Origin of the sequence: Rhizobium sp. BR 249 (assembly GCF_047445895.1) — a bacterium.
Lineage (GTDB): Bacteria > Pseudomonadota > Alphaproteobacteria > Rhizobiales > Rhizobiaceae > Rhizobium.
Genome location: NZ_JARWKX010000001.1, coordinates 190782 through 208117 on the forward strand (window position 1 = coordinate 190782; position 17336 = coordinate 208117).

Annotated in this window: 19 protein-coding genes; 13 read left to right on the top strand and 6 right to left on the bottom strand. The window is 61.5% G+C overall.

The features are described 5' to 3' along the window. The first annotated feature begins 13 nt into the window (after positions 1 to 13). From QD408_RS00935 to trmB, 9 genes are all read left to right on the top strand, one after another. Positions 14 to 811: a lysophospholipid acyltransferase family protein gene (locus QD408_RS00935; protein WP_088684500.1), complete on the top strand. Its 798-nt coding sequence runs from the start codon at positions 14 to 16 to the stop codon at positions 809 to 811. A 48-nt stretch (positions 812 to 859) separates the two neighbouring features. Continuing rightward, positions 860 to 2269, top strand: coding sequence for a tRNA (N6-isopentenyl adenosine(37)-C2)-methylthiotransferase MiaB (gene miaB / locus QD408_RS00940; protein WP_414138039.1), 1410 nt, complete (start codon positions 860 to 862; stop codon positions 2267 to 2269). An 18-nt stretch (positions 2270 to 2287) separates the two neighbouring features. Next, on the top strand, positions 2288 to 3340 hold the full coding sequence (locus QD408_RS00945) for a PhoH family protein (RefSeq protein WP_088684498.1): 1053 nt from the start codon (positions 2288 to 2290) through the stop codon (positions 3338 to 3340). After that, positions 3340 to 3855, top strand: coding sequence for an rRNA maturation RNase YbeY (ybeY, locus tag QD408_RS00950; protein WP_088684497.1), 516 nt, complete (start codon positions 3340 to 3342; stop codon positions 3853 to 3855). Before QD408_RS00945 ends, ybeY begins: the two co-directional genes overlap by 1 nt. Continuing rightward, complete coding sequence (locus QD408_RS00955; protein ID WP_414138040.1) at positions 3852 to 4994, top strand: hemolysin family protein; 1143 nt, start codon at positions 3852 to 3854, stop codon at positions 4992 to 4994. The genes ybeY and QD408_RS00955 overlap by 4 nt, the downstream gene beginning before the upstream one ends. A gap of 170 nt (positions 4995 to 5164) precedes the next feature. Continuing rightward, the gene (gene lnt, locus QD408_RS00960; RefSeq protein ID WP_088684495.1) at positions 5165 to 6769 is read left to right on the top strand and encodes an apolipoprotein N-acyltransferase; all 1605 of its coding nucleotides are present in this window, start codon (positions 5165 to 5167) and stop codon (positions 6767 to 6769) included. Between the two features lie 151 nt (positions 6770 to 6920). Beyond that, positions 6921 to 7340, top strand: coding sequence for a helix-turn-helix domain-containing protein (locus tag QD408_RS00965; protein ID WP_088684494.1), 420 nt, complete (start codon positions 6921 to 6923; stop codon positions 7338 to 7340). 179 nt (positions 7341 to 7519) lie between these two features. After that, positions 7520 to 8773, top strand: coding sequence for a methionine adenosyltransferase (metK, locus tag QD408_RS00970; RefSeq protein WP_088684493.1), 1254 nt, complete (start codon positions 7520 to 7522; stop codon positions 8771 to 8773). Next, complete coding sequence (gene trmB / locus QD408_RS00975; protein WP_414138041.1) at positions 8770 to 9471, top strand: tRNA (guanine(46)-N(7))-methyltransferase TrmB; 702 nt, start codon at positions 8770 to 8772, stop codon at positions 9469 to 9471. Before metK ends, trmB begins: the two co-directional genes overlap by 4 nt. A gap of 48 nt (positions 9472 to 9519) precedes the next feature. Here the strand turns inward: trmB and QD408_RS00980 are convergent, their stop codons facing one another. The 4 genes from QD408_RS00980 to QD408_RS00995 form a co-directional block, all read right to left on the bottom strand. Next, positions 9520 to 10854, bottom strand: a complete 1335-nt coding sequence (locus tag QD408_RS00980) for a DUF2254 domain-containing protein (RefSeq protein WP_414138042.1) — start codon at positions 10852 to 10854, stop codon at positions 9520 to 9522. A 167-nt stretch (positions 10855 to 11021) separates the two neighbouring features. Continuing rightward, a complete protein-coding gene (locus QD408_RS00985) occupies positions 11022 to 11279 on the bottom strand; it encodes a hypothetical protein (protein ID WP_414138043.1) in 258 nt (85 codons plus the stop codon). Positions 11280 to 11592: 313 nt separating this feature from the next. Continuing rightward, positions 11593 to 11850 (bottom strand): DUF1150 family protein, encoded by a 258-nt coding sequence (locus QD408_RS00990; RefSeq protein WP_088684489.1) that lies wholly within the window; start codon positions 11848 to 11850, stop codon positions 11593 to 11595. A gap of 47 nt (positions 11851 to 11897) precedes the next feature. After that, positions 11898 to 12323 (bottom strand): Hsp20 family protein, encoded by a 426-nt coding sequence (locus tag QD408_RS00995; RefSeq protein ID WP_097591261.1) that lies wholly within the window; start codon positions 12321 to 12323, stop codon positions 11898 to 11900. Positions 12324 to 12601: 278 nt separating this feature from the next. Here QD408_RS00995 and QD408_RS01000 point away from each other — a divergent pair, with 278 nt between their 5' ends. After that, on the top strand, positions 12602 to 13546 hold the full coding sequence (locus tag QD408_RS01000; RefSeq protein ID WP_414138044.1) for a nucleoside hydrolase: 945 nt from the start codon (positions 12602 to 12604) through the stop codon (positions 13544 to 13546). 39 nt (positions 13547 to 13585) lie between these two features. Here the strand turns inward: QD408_RS01000 and grpE are convergent, their stop codons facing one another. Together grpE and hrcA are read right to left on the bottom strand one after the other, a co-directional pair. Continuing rightward, complete coding sequence (gene grpE / locus QD408_RS01005) at positions 13586 to 14221, bottom strand: nucleotide exchange factor GrpE (protein ID WP_414138045.1); 636 nt, start codon at positions 14219 to 14221, stop codon at positions 13586 to 13588. A gap of 110 nt (positions 14222 to 14331) precedes the next feature. Then, positions 14332 to 15420, bottom strand: coding sequence for a heat-inducible transcriptional repressor HrcA (gene hrcA, locus QD408_RS01010; protein WP_414138046.1), 1089 nt, complete (start codon positions 15418 to 15420; stop codon positions 14332 to 14334). Positions 15421 to 15545: 125 nt separating this feature from the next. On the opposite strand from hrcA, the gene rph reads away from it, so the two are divergent. From rph to rdgB, 3 genes are read left to right on the top strand one after another with little or no spacing between them, the layout of a single operon-like run. Further along, the gene (gene rph / locus QD408_RS01015) at positions 15546 to 16265 is read left to right on the top strand and encodes a ribonuclease PH (protein WP_088684485.1); all 720 of its coding nucleotides are present in this window, start codon (positions 15546 to 15548) and stop codon (positions 16263 to 16265) included. Further along, on the top strand, positions 16262 to 16687 hold the full coding sequence (locus QD408_RS01020) for a VOC family protein (protein WP_414138047.1): 426 nt from the start codon (positions 16262 to 16264) through the stop codon (positions 16685 to 16687). Before rph ends, QD408_RS01020 begins: the two co-directional genes overlap by 4 nt. After that, positions 16688 to 17332, top strand: coding sequence for an RdgB/HAM1 family non-canonical purine NTP pyrophosphatase (gene rdgB / locus QD408_RS01025; RefSeq protein ID WP_088684483.1), 645 nt, complete (start codon positions 16688 to 16690; stop codon positions 17330 to 17332). Positions 17333 to 17336 lie beyond the last annotated feature (4 nt).

Here is a 17336-nt window from a genome sequence, read left to right on the forward strand (position 1 = left end):
CGGAGAATCGCATTTGATCGCCTGGCTGCGCATCGCCCTCGCCGCGGTCGTCATTCTCTTCGTCAGCATCGTGCTCATGCCGCTGCAGGTACTTGCCCTGCGTTTCGACTGGCGTCTGCGCCGCTGGCTTCCGCGCGTCTGGCATCGCATCATCTGCTCTTGTCTCGGCATCCGCATCCGCGTGACCGGCGGACTGGAAAACCGCCGGCCGCTGATGCTCTGCTCCAATCATTCCTCCTGGATGGATATCATGGTGATGTCGGCCGTCGCCGACGTCGCCTTCATCGCCAAGATAGAGGTGCGTGACTGGCCGATCTTCGGCACGCTCGCCAAGCTGCAAAAGAGCGTCTTCGTGGTGCGCGAGGAAAAGCGCCGCACCGGCGACCAGGCAAGCGAGATCGCCGGCCGCATGGCCGACGGCGAAATCGTGGTGCTGTTTCCCGAGGGCACGACCTCTGACGGCAATCGCCTGCTGGAGGTCAAGTCATCCCTCTTCGGCGCGGCGGCGATGGCCGTGCCCTATTCGCCGACCGGCATGGTCATGGTCCAGCCGGTTTCGATCGCCTATACCAGGGTTCATGGTATCGCCATGGGCCGCTATCACCGTCCGCTCGCCGCCTGGCCCGGCGATATCGAGCTTCTGCCGCATCTCATCGATATCGTGAAATGCGGCGCGATCGATGCCGAAGTCTCCTTCGGAGAGGCGATCGAATACAGCGACAAGACCAACCGCAAGGACGTCAGCGCGACGATCGCCGCCCGTATCCGCAGCCTTCTCAACACCAGCCTGCGCGGCCGCGATGTGGGCTGAGACGAGAGTCCCTTTTCTCAAGCGGCAAAAACCACTAAATAGCGCGCCATGACACAGGACAGCGCTACTCTTCAGGCCCCGGAGATTTCTCTCCGCGATGGCAGCAACAGCCGCAAGGTCTTCATCAAGACCTATGGCTGCCAGATGAACGTCTACGATTCCACGCGCATGAGCGATGCGCTCGCCCGTGACGGTTACGAGCCGACGGAAGATATGGAAGAGGCGGACCTCGTTCTCCTCAACACCTGCCATATAAGGGAAAAGGCGGCCGAGAAGGTCTATTCGGCGCTGGGGCGGCTGCGCGAGATGAAAAAGAAGCGGGCGGCGGACGGCCGGGAGATGATGATCGGCGTTGCCGGCTGCGTCGCCCAGGCCGAAGGCGAGGAGATTTTGCGCCGCGCGCCGGCCGTCGACGTCGTCATCGGCCCGCAGACCTATCACCGCCTGCCGGAGGCATTGCGCCAGGCCAAAGAGGGCCGCCGCGTCGTCGATACCGAATATGCGATCGAGGACAAGTTCGAGCATCTGCCGATCGCCGAGAGCCGCAAGATCCGCGCCCGCGGCGTCACCGCCTTCCTGACGGTGCAGGAGGGCTGCGACAAGTTCTGCACCTTCTGCGTCGTGCCCTATACGCGCGGCTCGGAAGTGTCGCGTCCGGTCTCCCAGATCGTCGAGGAGGCCGAAAAGCTCGTCGAAGGCGGCGTGCGCGAAATCACCCTGCTCGGGCAGAACGTCAATGCCTGGCACGGCGCAGGCCCCCGCGGCGAGGCATGGAGCCTCGGCGACCTGCTCTACCGCCTTGCCGAGATCCCTGGGCTTGCGCGGCTGCGCTATACCACGAGCCATCCGCGCGACATGGACGACCGGCTGATCGAGGCCCATCGCGACCTCCGGGCGCTGATGCCCTACCTGCACCTGCCGGTGCAATCGGGTTCGGACCGCATCCTGAAAGCCATGAATCGGCGCCATACGGCCGCCGAATATCTCAGCCTAATCGAGCGCATCCGCACGGTGCGGCCCGACATCGCGCTGTCAGGCGATTTCATTACCGGCTTTCCGGGGGAGACAGACGCGGATTTTGAGGATACACTCAGGCTTGTGGAGGAGGTGCGCTATGCGCAGGCCTTCTCGTTCAAATACTCGACTCGGCCGGGCACACCCGGCGCGGAACTGAAGGACCAGGTGCCGGAAGAAACCAAGGCAGAACGGCTGGAACGCCTGCAAGCGCTTCTCCTGAAGCAGCAGCAGGAATTTGCCGAATCCTGCATCGGCAAGGAGATCGATCTGCTGCTCGAAAAGCCCGGCCGCATGCCCGGCCAGCTGATCGGACGTTCTCCCTGGCTTCAATCAGTGAATGTTGATGCAAAAGCATCGCAAATCGGTGACATTATCAAAGTGCGAATCACCGGAACCGGAACCAACAGCCTGTTTGCCGAACGCGCAGAGGCTGCGGTCTAACCCAAGGAGCCCGACCGCTTGAACGGACAAGAATTGGTTTCTTCTTCACCGCGCCACCCCCGCACGCCGAGCGATACCAATCACTTCGTCCTGACGTTCGAGAACAACCGGTTCGCCAGCGAGCTCTTCGGTCAATTCGACCAGAACCTCAAGCTGCTCGAGGAACGGCTCAATATCGATGCGCGGGCGCGCGGCAATTCCGTCGTCATATCGGGCGATGTCGTGACCACCAACCAGGCGCGGCGCACGCTCGACTATCTCTATGAAAAGCTCCAGAAAGGCGGCAGCGTGGAACGATCCGACGTTGAGGGCGCAATTCGCATGGCGGTCGCCGCCGACGATCAGCTCAGCCTTCCCACGATGGAGCGCAAGGCCAAGCTGACCATGGCGCAGATTTCTACGCGCAAGAAAACCATCATCGCCCGCACGCCGACGCAGGACGCCTATATGCGGGCGCTGGAGCGTGCCGAGCTGGTCTTCGGCGTCGGCCCGGCCGGCACCGGCAAGACCTATCTCGCGGTTGCGCATGCCGCCCAGCTCCTGGAGCGCGGCGCGGTCGAAAAGATCATCCTGTCGCGTCCAGCCGTCGAAGCCGGCGAGCGTCTCGGCTTCCTGCCCGGCGATATGAAGGAAAAGGTCGATCCCTATCTGCGCCCGCTCTATGATGCGCTCTACGACATGATCCCCGCCGACAAGGTCGACCGGGCGATCACCGCCGGCGTCATCGAAATCGCGCCGCTCGCCTTCATGCGCGGCCGCACGCTCGCCAATGCCGCGATCATCCTCGACGAAGCGCAGAACACGACGTCGATGCAGATGAAGATGTTCCTGACCCGCCTCGGCGAAAATGCGCGCATGATCGTCACCGGCGACCCGAGCCAGATCGACCTGCCGCGCGGCGTCAAGTCCGGCCTCGTCGAGGCCCTGCAGCTTCTGAACGGCGTCGAGGGCATCTCGATCGTGCGCTTCAAGGACACCGACGTCGTGCGCCATCCGCTGGTCGGGCGCATCGTCAGGGCTTATGATTCCACCTATGCCGTCGAAACCGAAGAAGCCAGCCGGCAGGACTGATGCCCGAACTCGACATCCAGATCAACATCGAGGATATCGGCTGGCCCACCGAGGAGGCGCTGCTGTCCTTTTGCCAGCGCGTGCTCGGCGCCGCCGCGGTCTATCTCAGCGACAGCGAGAAGCAGCCCTTTCCGACGATGCCGCCCGAGGTTTCGCTGGTCTTTACCGACGACGCCTCGATCCAGGACATCAATGCCGAATGGCGCGGCAAGGACAAGGCGACCAACGTGCTCTCCTTTCCGGCCTTTCCCGTCAAGCCCGGCAAGATGCCCGGTCCGATGCTCGGCGACATCATCATTGCCAGGGAAACGGTGGAGCGGGAAGCGAAGGAGCTCGAAAAGAGTTTCGACGACCATCTGACGCATCTTCTCGTCCATGGTTTCTTGCATCTGCTCGGCTACGATCATATGAATAGTGACGAAGCCGAAATTATGGAGGGGCTGGAGACTCGCATTTTGGCGCAGCTCGGCCTATCTGATCCCTACGAGGGTCAAGACCTTAAAATGGAACCATGAGCGACTTTACGACGAAGCCGGCGGCAGACGCCAAGGACTCCGAGCCATCCTCTTCTTCGGACGAGGCAGGCAGTAGTAGTCGGCCATCCGGCCGATCCCAATCCTTCTGGTCGCGCGCCGCGCGCATTCTCCGCCCCCAGCAGGGCTCGCGGCTGCGCGAGGATCTCGCCGACGCGCTGATGACCGATGCGGCTGATGACGACGCCTTTTCGCCCGACGAGCGGGCGATGCTGCACAACATCCTGCGTTTTCGCGAGGTACGCGTCGCCGACGTGATGGTGCCGCGCGCCGACATCGAGGCGGTGGACCAGAACATCACCATCGGCGAACTGATGATCCTCTTCGAGGAATCCGGCCGCTCGCGCATGCCCGTCTATGCCGATACGCTCGACGATCCGCGCGGCATGGTGCATATCCGCGACCTGCTCTCCTATGTCGCCAAGCAGGCGCGCAACAAGCGCCGCGGACCGGCCAAATCTGCCGCCGCGCCGGCCATCGAGGTCGCGCCGGAGAACATCCAGAAGCCGACGCGTTCGGCCAAGCCGAATTTCGATCTCGCCCGCGTCGATCTGCAGAAGACGCTGGCCGAGGCCGGCATCATCCGCAAGATCCTGTTCGTGCCGCCGTCGATGCTGGCGTCCGACCTGCTTCGCCGCATGCAGGTGAACCGCACACAGATGGCGCTCGTCATCGACGAATATGGCGGCACCGACGGGCTCGCCTCGCATGAGGACATCGTCGAAATGGTGGTCGGCGACATCGACGACGAACATGACGACGAAGAGGTGATGTTCAAGCGCGTCGCCGAAGACGTCTTCGTCGCCGACGCCCGCGTCGAACTGGAAGAGATCGCCGAAGCGATCGGGCCGGATTTCGACATCAGCGAGCAGGTCGACGAAGTCGATACGCTGGGCGGCCTGATCTTCTCCGCCCTCGGCCGCATCCCGGTGCGCGGCGAAGTCGTCCAGGCGCTTCCGAATTTCGAATTCCACATTCTCGATGCCGATCCGCGCCGCATCAAACGGCTGCGCATCACCCGCAAGCGCCACGCCATCCGCCGCCGCGCCAAGGCCGACGGCGATATCGCTCCCGGCTCGGAGGCCGGCGACGACCGCCCGGCCGAATCGACCGCCAACTAAAGCGCATCGCATCGAATTCGCTTCATGCGATGCGCCTTAGCCTCTTATTTTTGTGCATGTCGTCATCCCGGAACCGATGCACGTTTCCGGGTGACATGCATTCACACGACAAAGAGCCGCTTTTTTGAAAGACTGCGAACGGGTTGATTCGCAGCTTGATGGGAGTGCGCATGGAGCGGCTTGCGGACAGGGTTATCCTCGTCTGGGGGTTCAAACGGTCATTGCTGGCCGTTGCCGCCGGGGCCTTCGCCGTGCTGGCGCTGCCGCCCTTCGGCTTTTTCGCGGCGATGTTCGTTTCCTTCACGCTGCTCGTCTGGCTGATCGACGGGGCGGCGGCTACGCCTGAAAGCGGCCTGATCGGCAGGCTGTGGCCGGCCTTCACCGTCGGCTGGCTGTTCGGCTTCGGCTATTTCGTCGCCGGCCTCTGGTGGCTCGGCCATGCGCTACTGGTCGATGAGGAAGGATTCGCCTGGGCGCTGCCCCTCGCCACCCTCGGGCTGCCGGCCTGTCTGGCGATCTTCTATGGGCTGGCGACCGCGTTTGCCCGCATCTTCTGGTCGGACGGCCTGGGGCGGATCGCCGCACTTGCGGCGGCCTTCGGCTTCGTCGAATGGCTTCGCAGCACTGTTCTCACCGGCTTTCCCTGGAATGCCATCGGCTACGGCATGATGCCCGTTCCGCTGATGATGCAGTCGGCGCATGTGGTCGGCGCGATGGGGGTAACGGCGCTTGCCGTCTTCGTCTTTTCAGCGCCTGCCCTCATCGGCACGCGGCAGGGCGCGAAGGCCGGACTCGCACTTGGCGTCCTGCTGTTTGCCAGCCATCTCGGTTACGGCGCCTATGCTCTCTATCTGGCGCCGCGGCCGGAAGCCCTGCCGGAGGACAAGCGGCCGGTGGTGCGGCTGGTGCAGCCGGCCATCGACCAAGCCGCGAAGATGGACAATGACGCCGATCGCAATGCGATTTTCGAAACGCATCTGAAGCTTTCGGCCGAAGCGCCCAGGAATGGCGGGCGCAAGCCTGATATCATCGTCTGGCCGGAAACCTCCATCCCCTTCATCCTGACCGACAACCAGGATGCGCTGACGCGTATTGCCGACACGCTCGACGACAACCAGATCCTGATCGCCGGCGCGGTGCGCGCCGAGGAGATGGGGCCGGGCACGCCGGTGCGCTACTATAATTCCATCTACGTGATCGACGGGCGCGGCCAGATCATCGCCGCCTCCGACAAGGTGCATCTGGTGCCCTTCGGCGAATATCTGCCTTTCGAGGACCTGCTCACCGAATTCGGCATCCAGAACGTCGTCGAAATACCCGGAGGATTTTCGGCTGCCGCCACCCGGCATCTGCTGGCGCTGCCCGGCGGCCTCAATCTCTACCCGCTGATCTGCTACGAGATCATTTTCCCTGGCGAGATGACCGGCGACATAAAAGACGCCAACGCACTGCTCAATATCACCAACGATGCCTGGTTCGGTATCACGCCCGGCCCCTATCAGCATTTCCAGCAGGCCCGCGTTCGGGCAATCGAGACCGGCCTGCCGCTGATTCGCGATGCCAATAACGGCATTTCAGCGCTGGTGAACGCCCATGGGGAAATTATCGCGGGCCTGGATCTTGGTGAGACAGGCTTTATTGATGCAACTGTTGATGGGCTCGGTAATGGGTTCGGGACAACATTCCCCCGTCAAACATACTTCTGGTTGACTGAGGCCCTGTTGATTTTGATTGCGCTAATTTCACGCGCAGGTTTTATTTCGGGGTTGAATTGACCAAAAACCCCTAAAATTGCATAGTGGTGTCAATCGGCGTTCTTAACGTATGTTAATCGGTGGGTTCCCGCCGCTTACAACGTGGCGTTTTGGGATGGATCAGGGGCATGCCGGTTAGAAACAGGTTGAAATTCGTAGCTAGGGCACGACCATGATTGAGAACAAGAAGAAGCCGAATCCGATCGACATCCATGTCGGCAGCCGTATTCGCCTTCGCCGCACGATGCTGGGCATGAGCCAGGAAAAGCTTGGCGAGAGTCTGGGCATCACCTTCCAGCAGATTCAGAAATACGAAAAAGGCACGAACCGCGTCGGCGCCAGCCGCCTGCAGAACATTTCGAGCATCCTGAACGTTCCGGTGTCCTTCTTCTTCGAAGATGCCCCGGGTGAACATTCCGGCAGCATCAGCGGCATGGCCGAAGCCTCCAGCTCGAATTACGTCGTCGATTTCCTCTCCTCCTCGGAGGGCCTGCAGCTCAACCGCGCCTTCGTCAAGATTTCCGATCCGAAGGTTCGCCGCAAGGTCGTGGAGCTGGTAAAGGCGCTGGCCGCCGAAGCCGACTCCGACTGAGCCATCGCTATTCACGAATTCGGAAAGGCGGTCGAAAGGCCGCCTTTTTTGCTGTTTTGGGGCAAAATTTGTCACTTTGCCGCAGATATAAAGATATATTTATGTCCTTCTGCGCTTGTCATCAGCGCCTGAACTGAGTACCTACTAGCTAGCTTTTGTTCTTTGAGGGGAATCCCGGAATGCGCGCGAATTATCTCTTTACCAGCGAATCTGTTGCCGAAGGTCATCCGGACAAGGTGTGTGACCGCATCTCCGACGAGATCGTCGATCTGGTCTACCGCGAAGCGGCCAAGACCGGCGTCAATCCCTGGGGTGTGCGCATTGCCTGCGAAACGCTGGCAACGACCAACCGCGTCGTCATCGCCGGCGAAGTCCGCCTGCCGCCGAGCCTGATGAAGAAGGACAAGGACGGCAAGGACGTCATCAATCCGTCGAAGTTCAAGGCTGCCGCCCGCCGCGCCATCAAGGATATCGGCTACGAGCAGGACGGCTTCCACTGGAAGAAGGCCAAGATCGACGTGCTGCTTCATTCGCAGTCTGCCGACATCGCGCAGGGCGTCGACAGCGCCGCCGACCAGCAGGGTGACGAAGGCGCCGGCGACCAGGGCATCATGTTCGGTTACGCCTGCAAGGAAACGCCGGACCTGATGCCGGCTCCGATCTATTATTCCCACAAGATCCTGCAGCTGCTCGCAGCCGCCCGCAAGAAGGGCGACGGCGAAGTCGCCAAGCTCGGCCCCGACGCCAAGAGCCAGGTGACCGTGCGTTACGTCGACGGCAAGCCGTCGGAAGCGACATCGATCGTGCTCTCGACCCAGCATCTCGACGACAGCTGGGATTCCAAGAAGGTCCGCGCGGTCGTCGAGCCCTATATCCGCGAAGCGCTCGGCGAACTGAAGATCGCTGAAGACTGCAAGTGGTACATCAACCCGACCGGCAAGTTCGTCATCGGCGGACCGGACGGCGACGCAGGCCTCACCGGCCGCAAGATCATCGTCGACACCTACGGCGGTGCGGCTCCGCATGGCGGCGGTGCATTCTCCGGCAAGGACACGACCAAGGTCGACCGTTCGGCCGCCTATGCCGCCCGCTACCTCGCCAAGAACGTCGTCGCCGCCGGCCTCGCCGACCGCTGCACGATCCAGCTCTCCTACGCGATCGGCGTCGCTCAGCCGCTGTCGATCTATGTCGACCTGCACGGCACCGGCAAGGGCGTTTCGGAAGACCAGATCGAAGCCGCGATCCGTGAGAACATGGACCTGTCGCCGTCGGGCATCCGCCGTCACCTCGACCTCAACAAGCCGATCTATGCCAAGACCTCGGCCTACGGCCATTTCGGCCGCAAGGCCGGCCGCGACGGCTCGTTCTCCTGGGAGCGCACGGACCTCGTGAAGGCACTCAAGGAAGCCGTCAAGACCAAGGCTGCTGCATGACGGATATGGAACGCCGGGGCCGGGCGACCGAAGCCTTTTTCGGTCGCCGCAAGGGAAAGGCCCTGCGTGAACAGCAGGCCGAAACTCTCAACAGCCTGCTGCCGGCATTCCTCGTCGATCTCTCGGCGGCTCCCTGCGAGCCGCTGACATCTCTTTTTCCGATTCCGGTCGAAACCTTGCGGCTGGAAATCGGTTTCGGCGGCGGCGAACACCTGATCCACCGCGCGCTCGAGAGACCTTCGACCGGCTTCATCGGCGTCGAACCCTTCGTCAATTCCATGCAGAAACTGCTGTCGCGTGTCGGCGAGACGGGCGCGCGCAACATCCGCGTCTATAATGACGACGCAACGCAACTGCTCGACTGGCTGCCGGACGCCTCTCTCGACCAGATCGATCTGCTCTATCCCGATCCCTGGCCGAAGCGGAAGCACTGGAAGCGGCGCTTCGTCTCGAAAACCAATCTCGACCGCTTTCATCGCGTGCTGAAGCCCGGCGGCCTTTTCTGCTTCGCCTCCGACATCGACACCTATGTGAACTGGACACTCATCAAATGCCGCGGCCATGGCGGCTTCGACTGGCTGGCCGAAAATGCGGCTGACTGGCTGACGCCCTACGAGGGCTGGCCGAGCACGCGATACGAGGCGAAGGCGCGGCGCGAGGGCCGGTCTTCGGCCTATCTGACGTTCAGGAAGATCTGAGCCTCGGGGCAAGCTGTCAGACACCGCTGCGACTGAAGCGAGATTGTTTTAACCTCGTTGCAGCGGCTCCCATTCCGCTTTTGCCGGTCGCTGTTGCGAATTGAGCATGGAGGATTTTGACCCGCCCAGACCTTGAGTATCGGCCATTTTGGCGAGCTCCAGATCCTCCGGAAAGTCGTATATCTCGGCGAGCCGCCGATCCAGCAGAGCCATCTCCATTTCAAGAGCAGGTCGCCGGAACTCGGGCAATACCTGCAGCCCGTATTCCAGCACGGCTCGGAGGCGGCGGGCGATTTGAAAATTTTCAGTGCCGTAAAGCCTGATTTCACTGAAGGTCAATTTGACGAAATCGTCCCAGTTCGGCGTTCTGCAAATGACCCGCAATTCTCCGGACGGGTTGAAGATCGCCTCTCCACGCAGGCTGCGCTTCCCGACAAAACACAACAAACGTTGTAGTTGGTCAATCGCAAGCACCGCAGTCGTCGGATCGTTTATCGCCTTGGAAAGCGCCTTGATCGCGATATCCACAATGATCCTGAAGGCGAAGGTCGCGTCTTGTTCGAGGGTGCGTTCAGGCCCGAAAGCGATCATCTTTTTCAGGATGTCTTCTTCCGGCAGCAGAGTGCCATACAACCGAAAAAGCGGCTCGCCGGGAGCGACAAAATCACCGATCCGCGGAACCAGTTCGACGACGGACTGTGTTTTCTCGGCCTGCATCAGCAGGGCGTTTTTATTGACAGCCACGATGATGGCAGGTCGTCCCTTGTAGACGATGACTTTGTCCGGCTCGTTGCCCGGTCGAAGGTTGGAGGGGGCGGCATCGGTTTCGTCTGTCGCCATTGCGGGGTAGACGTCCTCGATGACGGCGCGACCTTCCTCGCTGACACGCGAGATGATGCTCACAGGCCGTAGCAATCGGGCGGCATAGTCGATCAGATAGAGGAAAGCGGCGATGGACAGAAAACCCAGGAGACCCGCGATCCCGACGACGGCATGGTGAACATCGGTTTCGAGCCTTGCCAAAGCGCCCGTCGCAAACAACAGGGTGAATATGAAAAGCCCTACCGTGAAACGGATGGCGTTATCGCGCAGCAACGTCGTCGCGATGATACGAGGCGTCAGCTGGCCGCCTGCGATCTGGATTGCGACCAGCAGAGAGCCGAAGGTAAAGACGACGAATGTCAGCGTCATGGTAATGATCGTCTCGAGCAGCCTTTGGGAACCGGCCGCGCCCCACGGCCACGGCTCGATCCAGATCAGCCACCGTTCAAATAAATAGACGACGCGAATTGCCAAGATGTAGAGGAGCAAGGCTATGAACGGCACGAGCCACAGCGACGACTTGACGTAGCTCTTCAGACTGTAGAGCCGATTCCACCCCATTTCGGTTCCCTCGATATACGATCGGCGCACTCGAGTCTTCGGGAAGATGCCGCGCCGTCTCGCACTCGGCTACAAGGGCGACGCGGCTGAATCTCGGTAAGCGTGAACGGCAGAATCCCAAATCCTGAATACCGGCCGCTCTCGCGCCGAGCCCAAAGGACTATTGTTCAGTATTTGAGGTCGCGCGCGGTCTGGCGACCGCTTTGCTTGGTTTGGCGCTTGTCCTGCCGGCATGAGGCATTGCTCTTTTCGTTGGCGGCGCGACAAGCCTGTTTTGTACTGCGTGCGCCCTGCCGCGTGTCTTGTTTGACGTCACGCCCGGCGCGCCGTTGTTGTGCCTGTTCTGTGCTCCACGATAAATCCGGCAGAGTTGCGAGAAACATCGTAGCCAGCAGAGCGGTAAACAGAGGTTTCAATCTGACCATTGCCTGACTCCTCTGAACATCCTCCGAGTCCCTTCTCGGAAGGTTCCTGATTCAGGTGGGACGCAAGCAAGACAGGATCATACGCGCGAGCATCGCTGCGGTGCGGACACCCGTTAAAGATCTCGTTTCAGCAATTTGCCCCTCCCTGCATCCCGATCGACACCGATCAGGACCGAAGGAGTATGCATCAAACAGGGAGGGAACGGGCGTATATTACTGTATAACACACCACCCGCAGCAAGCCCGGCGGCGGAGCCGAATGCAGGGACGCGCACCGAAACAACGGTGGAACGCGACAGACCCTATTTGACGGTCAGTGCAGGCTGACCGTCTTGAGTTCATCCTCGGCAGCCTTGAAGAAGGTGCTGGAGCGGTTGTCCGTCAAGAGGATCGGCGTGCCGTCGGCGCCGAAAAGTGCCCAGAGATCGACGTTCGGATCGATATCCGGCGCCTCGGGGAAGCACTTGGCGACCTCTTCGGTGCGCATTTTTCTGATATAGGCGACCTCGCCGTTGCCGATATGGGCAAGCTCGGACTTGGTCAGACGAGACGTGGCTTCTTTCATCAACATTCCTGTTCCTCCGGGAGAAGGGACCAACGGTTCGATAAACCGTTGTGCTACTGTGAGACCGAAATGTTAATTTTCTTGACCATGCGGGCGGGTTCCGGACGAATTAGATCGACGGAGAGCAGACCGTTCTTCAGGCCGGCGCCGAGCACCTGCATACCGTCGGCAAGAACGAAGGTCCGCTGAAACTGGCGGGAGGCAATGCCGCGATAGAGATAGTCGCGCTCGCCCTGCTCCGCCTGGCGGCCGCGGATGACAAGCTGGTTTTCCTCCGTGGAAACGTCGAGCTCCTCCTCGCTGAAGCCTGCCACGGCGAGCGTGATGCGCAGGCGCTCCGGCGCGCCGCTATCGGCGGCGATGCGTTCGATATTATAGGGCGGGTATCCGTCGCTCGCCTTGGAAATGCGCTCCAGCGTCTTTTCCATGGCATCGAAGCCCAGAAGCAGCGGGCTGGCGAAAGGGGTAATACGGCTCATCTCTTTTCAAGTCCTTGACGCAAGCGACCATCCCGGACCTCATAGGCAGCATCCGGATGGTGCTAATATGGGGACAGGACCCCGGCGCTGCAAGGCGCAGGCGACCCGTCGGCGTCGCCTCCTCGATTTTAAGCTGGGCCGGCAGCCTTCTCCTTGCTTGACAAAGCGACGGCTGCCTCGCATCAAAACATGCCGGAACAAGATGTGCCGATCTGTGACGGGAAATGAAGAAATTGGTGCATGCAGAGACGCGCACCCACGAGGATGGAACGAGCGGAATGGCAAGCGCAAGAAAGATCATCATCGACACGGATCCGGGCCAGGACGACGCGGCCGCCATCATGCTCGCCTTCGGCAGCCTGGACGAACTCGATGTGCTGGGGATCACGACCGTCGCCGGCAATGTGCCGCTCTCGTTCACCAGCCGCAATGCGCGCATCGTCTGCGAGCTCTGCGGCCGGCCGGAAACGAAGGTTTTCGCCGGCGCCGACAAGCCGATCGCCCGCAAGCTGGTGACAGCCGAACATGTGCACGGCAAGACCGGCCTTGACGGTCCTGTTCTCAACGAGCCGACGATGGCGCTGCAGCCCGGCCATTCCGTCGATTTCATCATCGAGACGCTGCGCCGCGAGCCGGAGGGTGCGGTGACGCTCTGCACGCTCGGGCCGCTCACCAATATCGGCATGGCCTTTGAGAAAGCGCCCGACATCATCCCCCGCATCCGTGAGCTGGTGATGATGGGTGGCGGCTTCTTCGAGGGCGGCAACATCACTCCTGCTGCCGAATTCAACATCTATGTCGATCCGGAGGCGGCCGATATCGTCTTCCGCTCTGGCGTTCCGATCGTGATGATGCCGCTTGACGTGACGCACCAGCTGCTGACCCGAAAAGACCGGGTAAAGCGCATGGCCGAGATCGGCACGGCGCCTGCTAAGGCCATGGTCGAGATGCTGGAATTCTTCGAGCGCTTCGATATCGAGAAATACGGCTCCGACGGCGGACCGCTGCACGACCCGACCGTTATCGCCTATCTGCTGAAGCCGGAGCTGTTCCAGGGCCGGGACTGCAATGTCGAGATCGAAGTCCAGTCCGAACTCACCGTCGGCATGACCGTCGTCGACTGGTGGCATGTGACCGAGCGCAAGCGCAATGCGAAGGTGATGCGCTTCGTCGATGCGGACGGCTTCTTCGACCTGCTGATCGAACGCTTCGCCCGCATCTGATCTTTGGCTTCCTCCTCTTGAAGTGAGGAGGAAGCAGACTCAGGCGTCTTTTTCGTCGAAGACGGAATTGGCTTCGGCTTCGGCCGGCTTCGGGCCGCCCTTGGCGACGCCGACCATGGCAGGACGCAGCACGCGTTCGCCGATGGTGAAGCCTGCCTGCACGACCTGGACGACCGTGTTGTTCGGCACCTCGGGATTCGGCACTTCGAACATCGCTTGATGGAAATTCGGATCGAACTTCTGGCCGACCGGCTCCAGCTTGCGAACGCCATGGCGCTCGAGGGCCGAGAGCATGGCGCGCTCGGTCATCTCCACACCTTCGATCAGCGTGGTGAGGCCGGCATCGGCCGTTGCCTTGGCTTCAGGAGAGATGGCATCCAGCGCCCGGCGCAGATTGTCGGAAACGGCGAGCATGTCGCGCGCAAAACCGGCGACGGAATAGGATTTGGCATCCTTGACCTCGCGCTCGGTGCGGCGTCGCAGATTGTCCATCTCGGCGGCAAGGCGCAGATAGCGGTCGCGCAGCTCGGTATTCTCGGCTTTCAGGAGCTCCAGCGGGTCCGGCTGGCTGGCCTCCTGCTGCTGCACGGTATCAGTCTCGACGTTGGCGGCGGTGTCGGCTGCGGCATCGGCCGCAGTTGCGTCAGGTCCGTGTTTCGTCGTGTCATCGGTCATGACGGTCTCCGGTTGGTGTCTTCAGATGCGCCCGATATCGAGGTTTGACCGAAAAAAATCAAGTCTGCGTGACAAAGAAGCGAAAATTCCGCGCCTTCAACAAGAGAGCGTCACAGCGGATTGCGCGACAGGCGGGAGACGAGCTGGGCGGTGTAATCCACCATCGGCACGATGCGGGAATAATTGAGCCGCGTCGGGCCGATGACACCGACGGCGCCGACGATCCGATCGTCCTCGTCACGATAGGGCGCAACGATGAGCGACGAGCCGGACAGAGAGAAGAGCTTGTTTTCCGAGCCGATGAAGATGCGCACACCCGAACCGCTCTCAGCCAGATTGAGAATTTCGATCAGGCTGTCCTTCTTTTCGAGATCGTCGAACAGCAGGCGCAGCCGGTCGAGATCCTCGGCACCGGCAAGGCCTTCGAGCAGGTTTGCGCGGCCGCGGAGGATGAGCTGGGCGGGCTTTCCCTCGTCCGGGCTGCCGGCCCAGACGGCGATGCCGCGCTCGACGAGATCGCGCGACAAGGCATCGAGTTCGTGACGGACGTCATCCTTCAACCGGCTCAATTGCTTGCGAAGTTCCGGCAAGGTCTGGCCGGACATGTGAGCATTGAGGAAATTCGCCGCTTCCGTCAGCTGTGAGGAGGTGACGCCCGCCGGCAGCTCGATGATACGGTTTTCCACCTGATCGTGATCGCCGACGAGCACGGCAAGCGCCTTCGTCGGCTCCAGCCGGATGAACTCGACATGTTTCAGCACCGGGTCGCTTTTCGAGGTGATGACGAGACCCGCGCCGCGCGAAATGCCCGACAGCATGCGGCTTGCTTCGTTCATCATCGATTCAAGCGGATTGCCGCCGCTTTCGACCCGCACCTGGCGGTCGATACTGGCGCGATCCTCGGCGGAGAGATCGCCCACCTGCATGAAGGCGTCGACGAAGAAGCGAAGGCCGATCTGGGTCGGCAGCCGGCCGGCGCTGACATGCGGCGAATAGATCAGGCCGAGCTCTTCGAGATCGCTCATGACGTTGCGCACCGAGGCCGGCGAGAGCGACATCGGCAGCAGACGCGACAGATTGCGCGAGCCGAGCGGCTCGCCGCTTTCCAGATAGCCTTCTACGATGCGGCGGAAAATTTCCCTGGAACGCTCGTCCAGCGCAGCAACGGCATCCGAAACCGACGTCGACCTGATGCCCATGAACCTCTCGAACCCACGCTGATGATACTTCCGAAAATATAGTCAAACTCGCCCCCGTGGCAAAAGGGAATTTGCAAATGGGCGCGGCCAATCGTAGAAGCGGTCAGCAACTCCAGGAGATAATAATGCGGCCTTCAGGCAGAAAAACCGACCAGATGCGCAAGGTCTCGTTCGAGCGCAATTTTTCCAAGCATGCGGAAGGCTCCTGCCTGGTGAAATTCGGCGATACGCATGTGCTCTGCACGGCAAGCCTCGAAGACAAGACGCCGCCATGGCTGCGCAATACCGGCAAGGGCTGGGTCACGGCCGAATACGGCATGCTGCCGCGGGCGACCGGCGAGCGGATGAAGCGCGAGGCCGCGGCCGGCAAGCAGGGCGGCCGCACGCAGGAAATCCAGCGGCTGATCGGCCGCTCGCTGCGCGCCGTCGTCGATCTGCAGGCGCTCGGCGAAAAGCAGATCACGCTGGATTGCGACGTCATCCAGGCCGATGGCGGCACACGGACGGCTTCCATCACCGGCGGCTGGATCGCGCTTTACGACTGCCTGAAATGGATGGAAAGCCGCAACATGATCAAGGTCGACCGGGTCCTGAAGGATCATGTCGCCGCCATTTCCTGCGGTATTTTCGCCAACCAGCCGGTGGTCGATCTCGATTACCTCGAGGATTCCTCGGCCGAGACCGATGCGAACTTCGTCATGACCGGCGCCGGCGGGATCGTCGAGATCCAGGGCACGGCCGAAGGCACGCCTTTCAGCGAAGAGGAATTCACGTCGCTGCTGCATCTTGCCAAGAACGGCATCGGCGAACTCGTCGCCTTGCAGAAAGAGGCCATCGCGGGATGAACACCATGCTGGAAGGCATGTTGGAAACGGCGCTTTATGCGCGGGATCTCGACCAGGCCGAGGCGTTCTACGAGAATGTTCTCGGGCTTGAAAAGATCACTCGCGCCGACAACCGGCATGTCTTCTTCCGCTGTGGATCCGGCGTTCTCCTGATCTTCAACCCCGAGGAAACGGTGAAGCCGCCGGCGGCCGGCGCGCTACAGGTGCCGCCGCACGGCACGAGCGGGCAAGGCCATGCCTGCTTCAGGGTATCGGGCCGCAATATCGATGCCATGGCCGGACGGCTGAAATCGGCGGGCGTTGCGATCGAATCCGAAGTGCATTGGCCGAATGGCGGCCGCTCGATCTATTTCCGCGATCCAGCCGGCAACAGCCTGGAATGCGCGGAGGCTAAAATCTGGGGCATCGAACAGGATATCTGAATGCGCAAGCTCGAAACGAAGACCATCGTCGTCGCCAGCCACAATGCCGGCAAGATCCGTGAGATCCAGGAACTGATCGGGCCGCTCGGCTTCACCGCCAAATCGGCGGCCGAACTGAATTTCGTCGAGCCCGACGAGACCGGCACGAGCTTCGAGGAGAATGCGACGATCAAGGCGGTGGCTTCCGCCAATGCCGCCGGCATGCCGGCGCTGTCTGACGATTCCGGGCTGGTGGTCGATGCGCTCGGCGGCGATCCCGGCGTCTATACCGCCAATTGGGCGGAGAAAGCCGACGGCACGCGCGATTTCGACATGGCGATGGCCAAGGTGGAAAAGGCGCTGCAGGATGCGGGCGCGACGACGCCGGAGCAGCGCGGGGCGCGTTTCGTCAGCGTGCTCTGCCTTGCCTGGCCGGACGGGCATACCGAACTCTTCCGCGGCGAAGTGGAAGGCAATGTCGTCTGGCCGCCGCGCGGCACGCAGGGCTTCGGCTATGACCCGGTCTTCCAGCCCGAGGGCTACGGCGTCACCTTCGGCGAGATGAGCGGCGAGGAAAAACACGGCTGGAACGTCGGCAAGCCGCAGGCGCTGTCGCACCGGGCGCGTGCCTTCAAGCTCTTCGTCGAAACCTGCCTGGAGGCATAGGGTC

Excerpts from the sequence above, each read along its gene's own strand:
- miaB (WP_414138039.1), top strand. The coding sequence starts at position 860 with ATGACACAGGACAGCGCTACTCTTCAGGCCCCGGAGATTTCTCTCCGC.
- ybeY (WP_088684497.1), top strand. The coding sequence starts at position 3,340 with ATGCCCGAACTCGACATCCAGATCAACATCGAGGATATCGGCTGGCCC.
- QD408_RS00955 (WP_414138040.1), top strand. The coding sequence starts at position 3,852 with ATGAGCGACTTTACGACGAAGCCGGCGGCAGACGCCAAGGACTCCGAG.
- lnt (WP_088684495.1), top strand. The coding sequence starts at position 5,165 with ATGGAGCGGCTTGCGGACAGGGTTATCCTCGTCTGGGGGTTCAAACGG.
- QD408_RS00965 (WP_088684494.1), top strand. The coding sequence starts at position 6,921 with ATGATTGAGAACAAGAAGAAGCCGAATCCGATCGACATCCATGTCGGC.
- metK (WP_088684493.1), top strand. The coding sequence starts at position 7,520 with ATGCGCGCGAATTATCTCTTTACCAGCGAATCTGTTGCCGAAGGTCAT.
- trmB (WP_414138041.1), top strand. The coding sequence starts at position 8,770 with ATGACGGATATGGAACGCCGGGGCCGGGCGACCGAAGCCTTTTTCGGT.
- QD408_RS00980 (WP_414138042.1), bottom strand. The coding sequence starts at position 10,854 with ATGGGGTGGAATCGGCTCTACAGTCTGAAGAGCTACGTCAAGTCGTCG.
- QD408_RS00985 (WP_414138043.1), bottom strand. The coding sequence starts at position 11,279 with ATGGTCAGATTGAAACCTCTGTTTACCGCTCTGCTGGCTACGATGTTT.
- QD408_RS00990 (WP_088684489.1), bottom strand. The coding sequence starts at position 11,850 with ATGTTGATGAAAGAAGCCACGTCTCGTCTGACCAAGTCCGAGCTTGCC.
- QD408_RS00995 (WP_097591261.1), bottom strand. The coding sequence starts at position 12,323 with ATGAGCCGTATTACCCCTTTCGCCAGCCCGCTGCTTCTGGGCTTCGAT.
- QD408_RS01000 (WP_414138044.1), top strand. The coding sequence starts at position 12,602 with ATGGCAAGCGCAAGAAAGATCATCATCGACACGGATCCGGGCCAGGAC.
- grpE (WP_414138045.1), bottom strand. The coding sequence starts at position 14,221 with ATGACCGATGACACGACGAAACACGGACCTGACGCAACTGCGGCCGAT.
- hrcA (WP_414138046.1), bottom strand. The coding sequence starts at position 15,420 with ATGGGCATCAGGTCGACGTCGGTTTCGGATGCCGTTGCTGCGCTGGAC.
- rph (WP_088684485.1), top strand. The coding sequence starts at position 15,546 with ATGCGGCCTTCAGGCAGAAAAACCGACCAGATGCGCAAGGTCTCGTTC.
- QD408_RS01020 (WP_414138047.1), top strand. The coding sequence starts at position 16,262 with ATGAACACCATGCTGGAAGGCATGTTGGAAACGGCGCTTTATGCGCGG.
- rdgB (WP_088684483.1), top strand. The coding sequence starts at position 16,688 with ATGCGCAAGCTCGAAACGAAGACCATCGTCGTCGCCAGCCACAATGCC.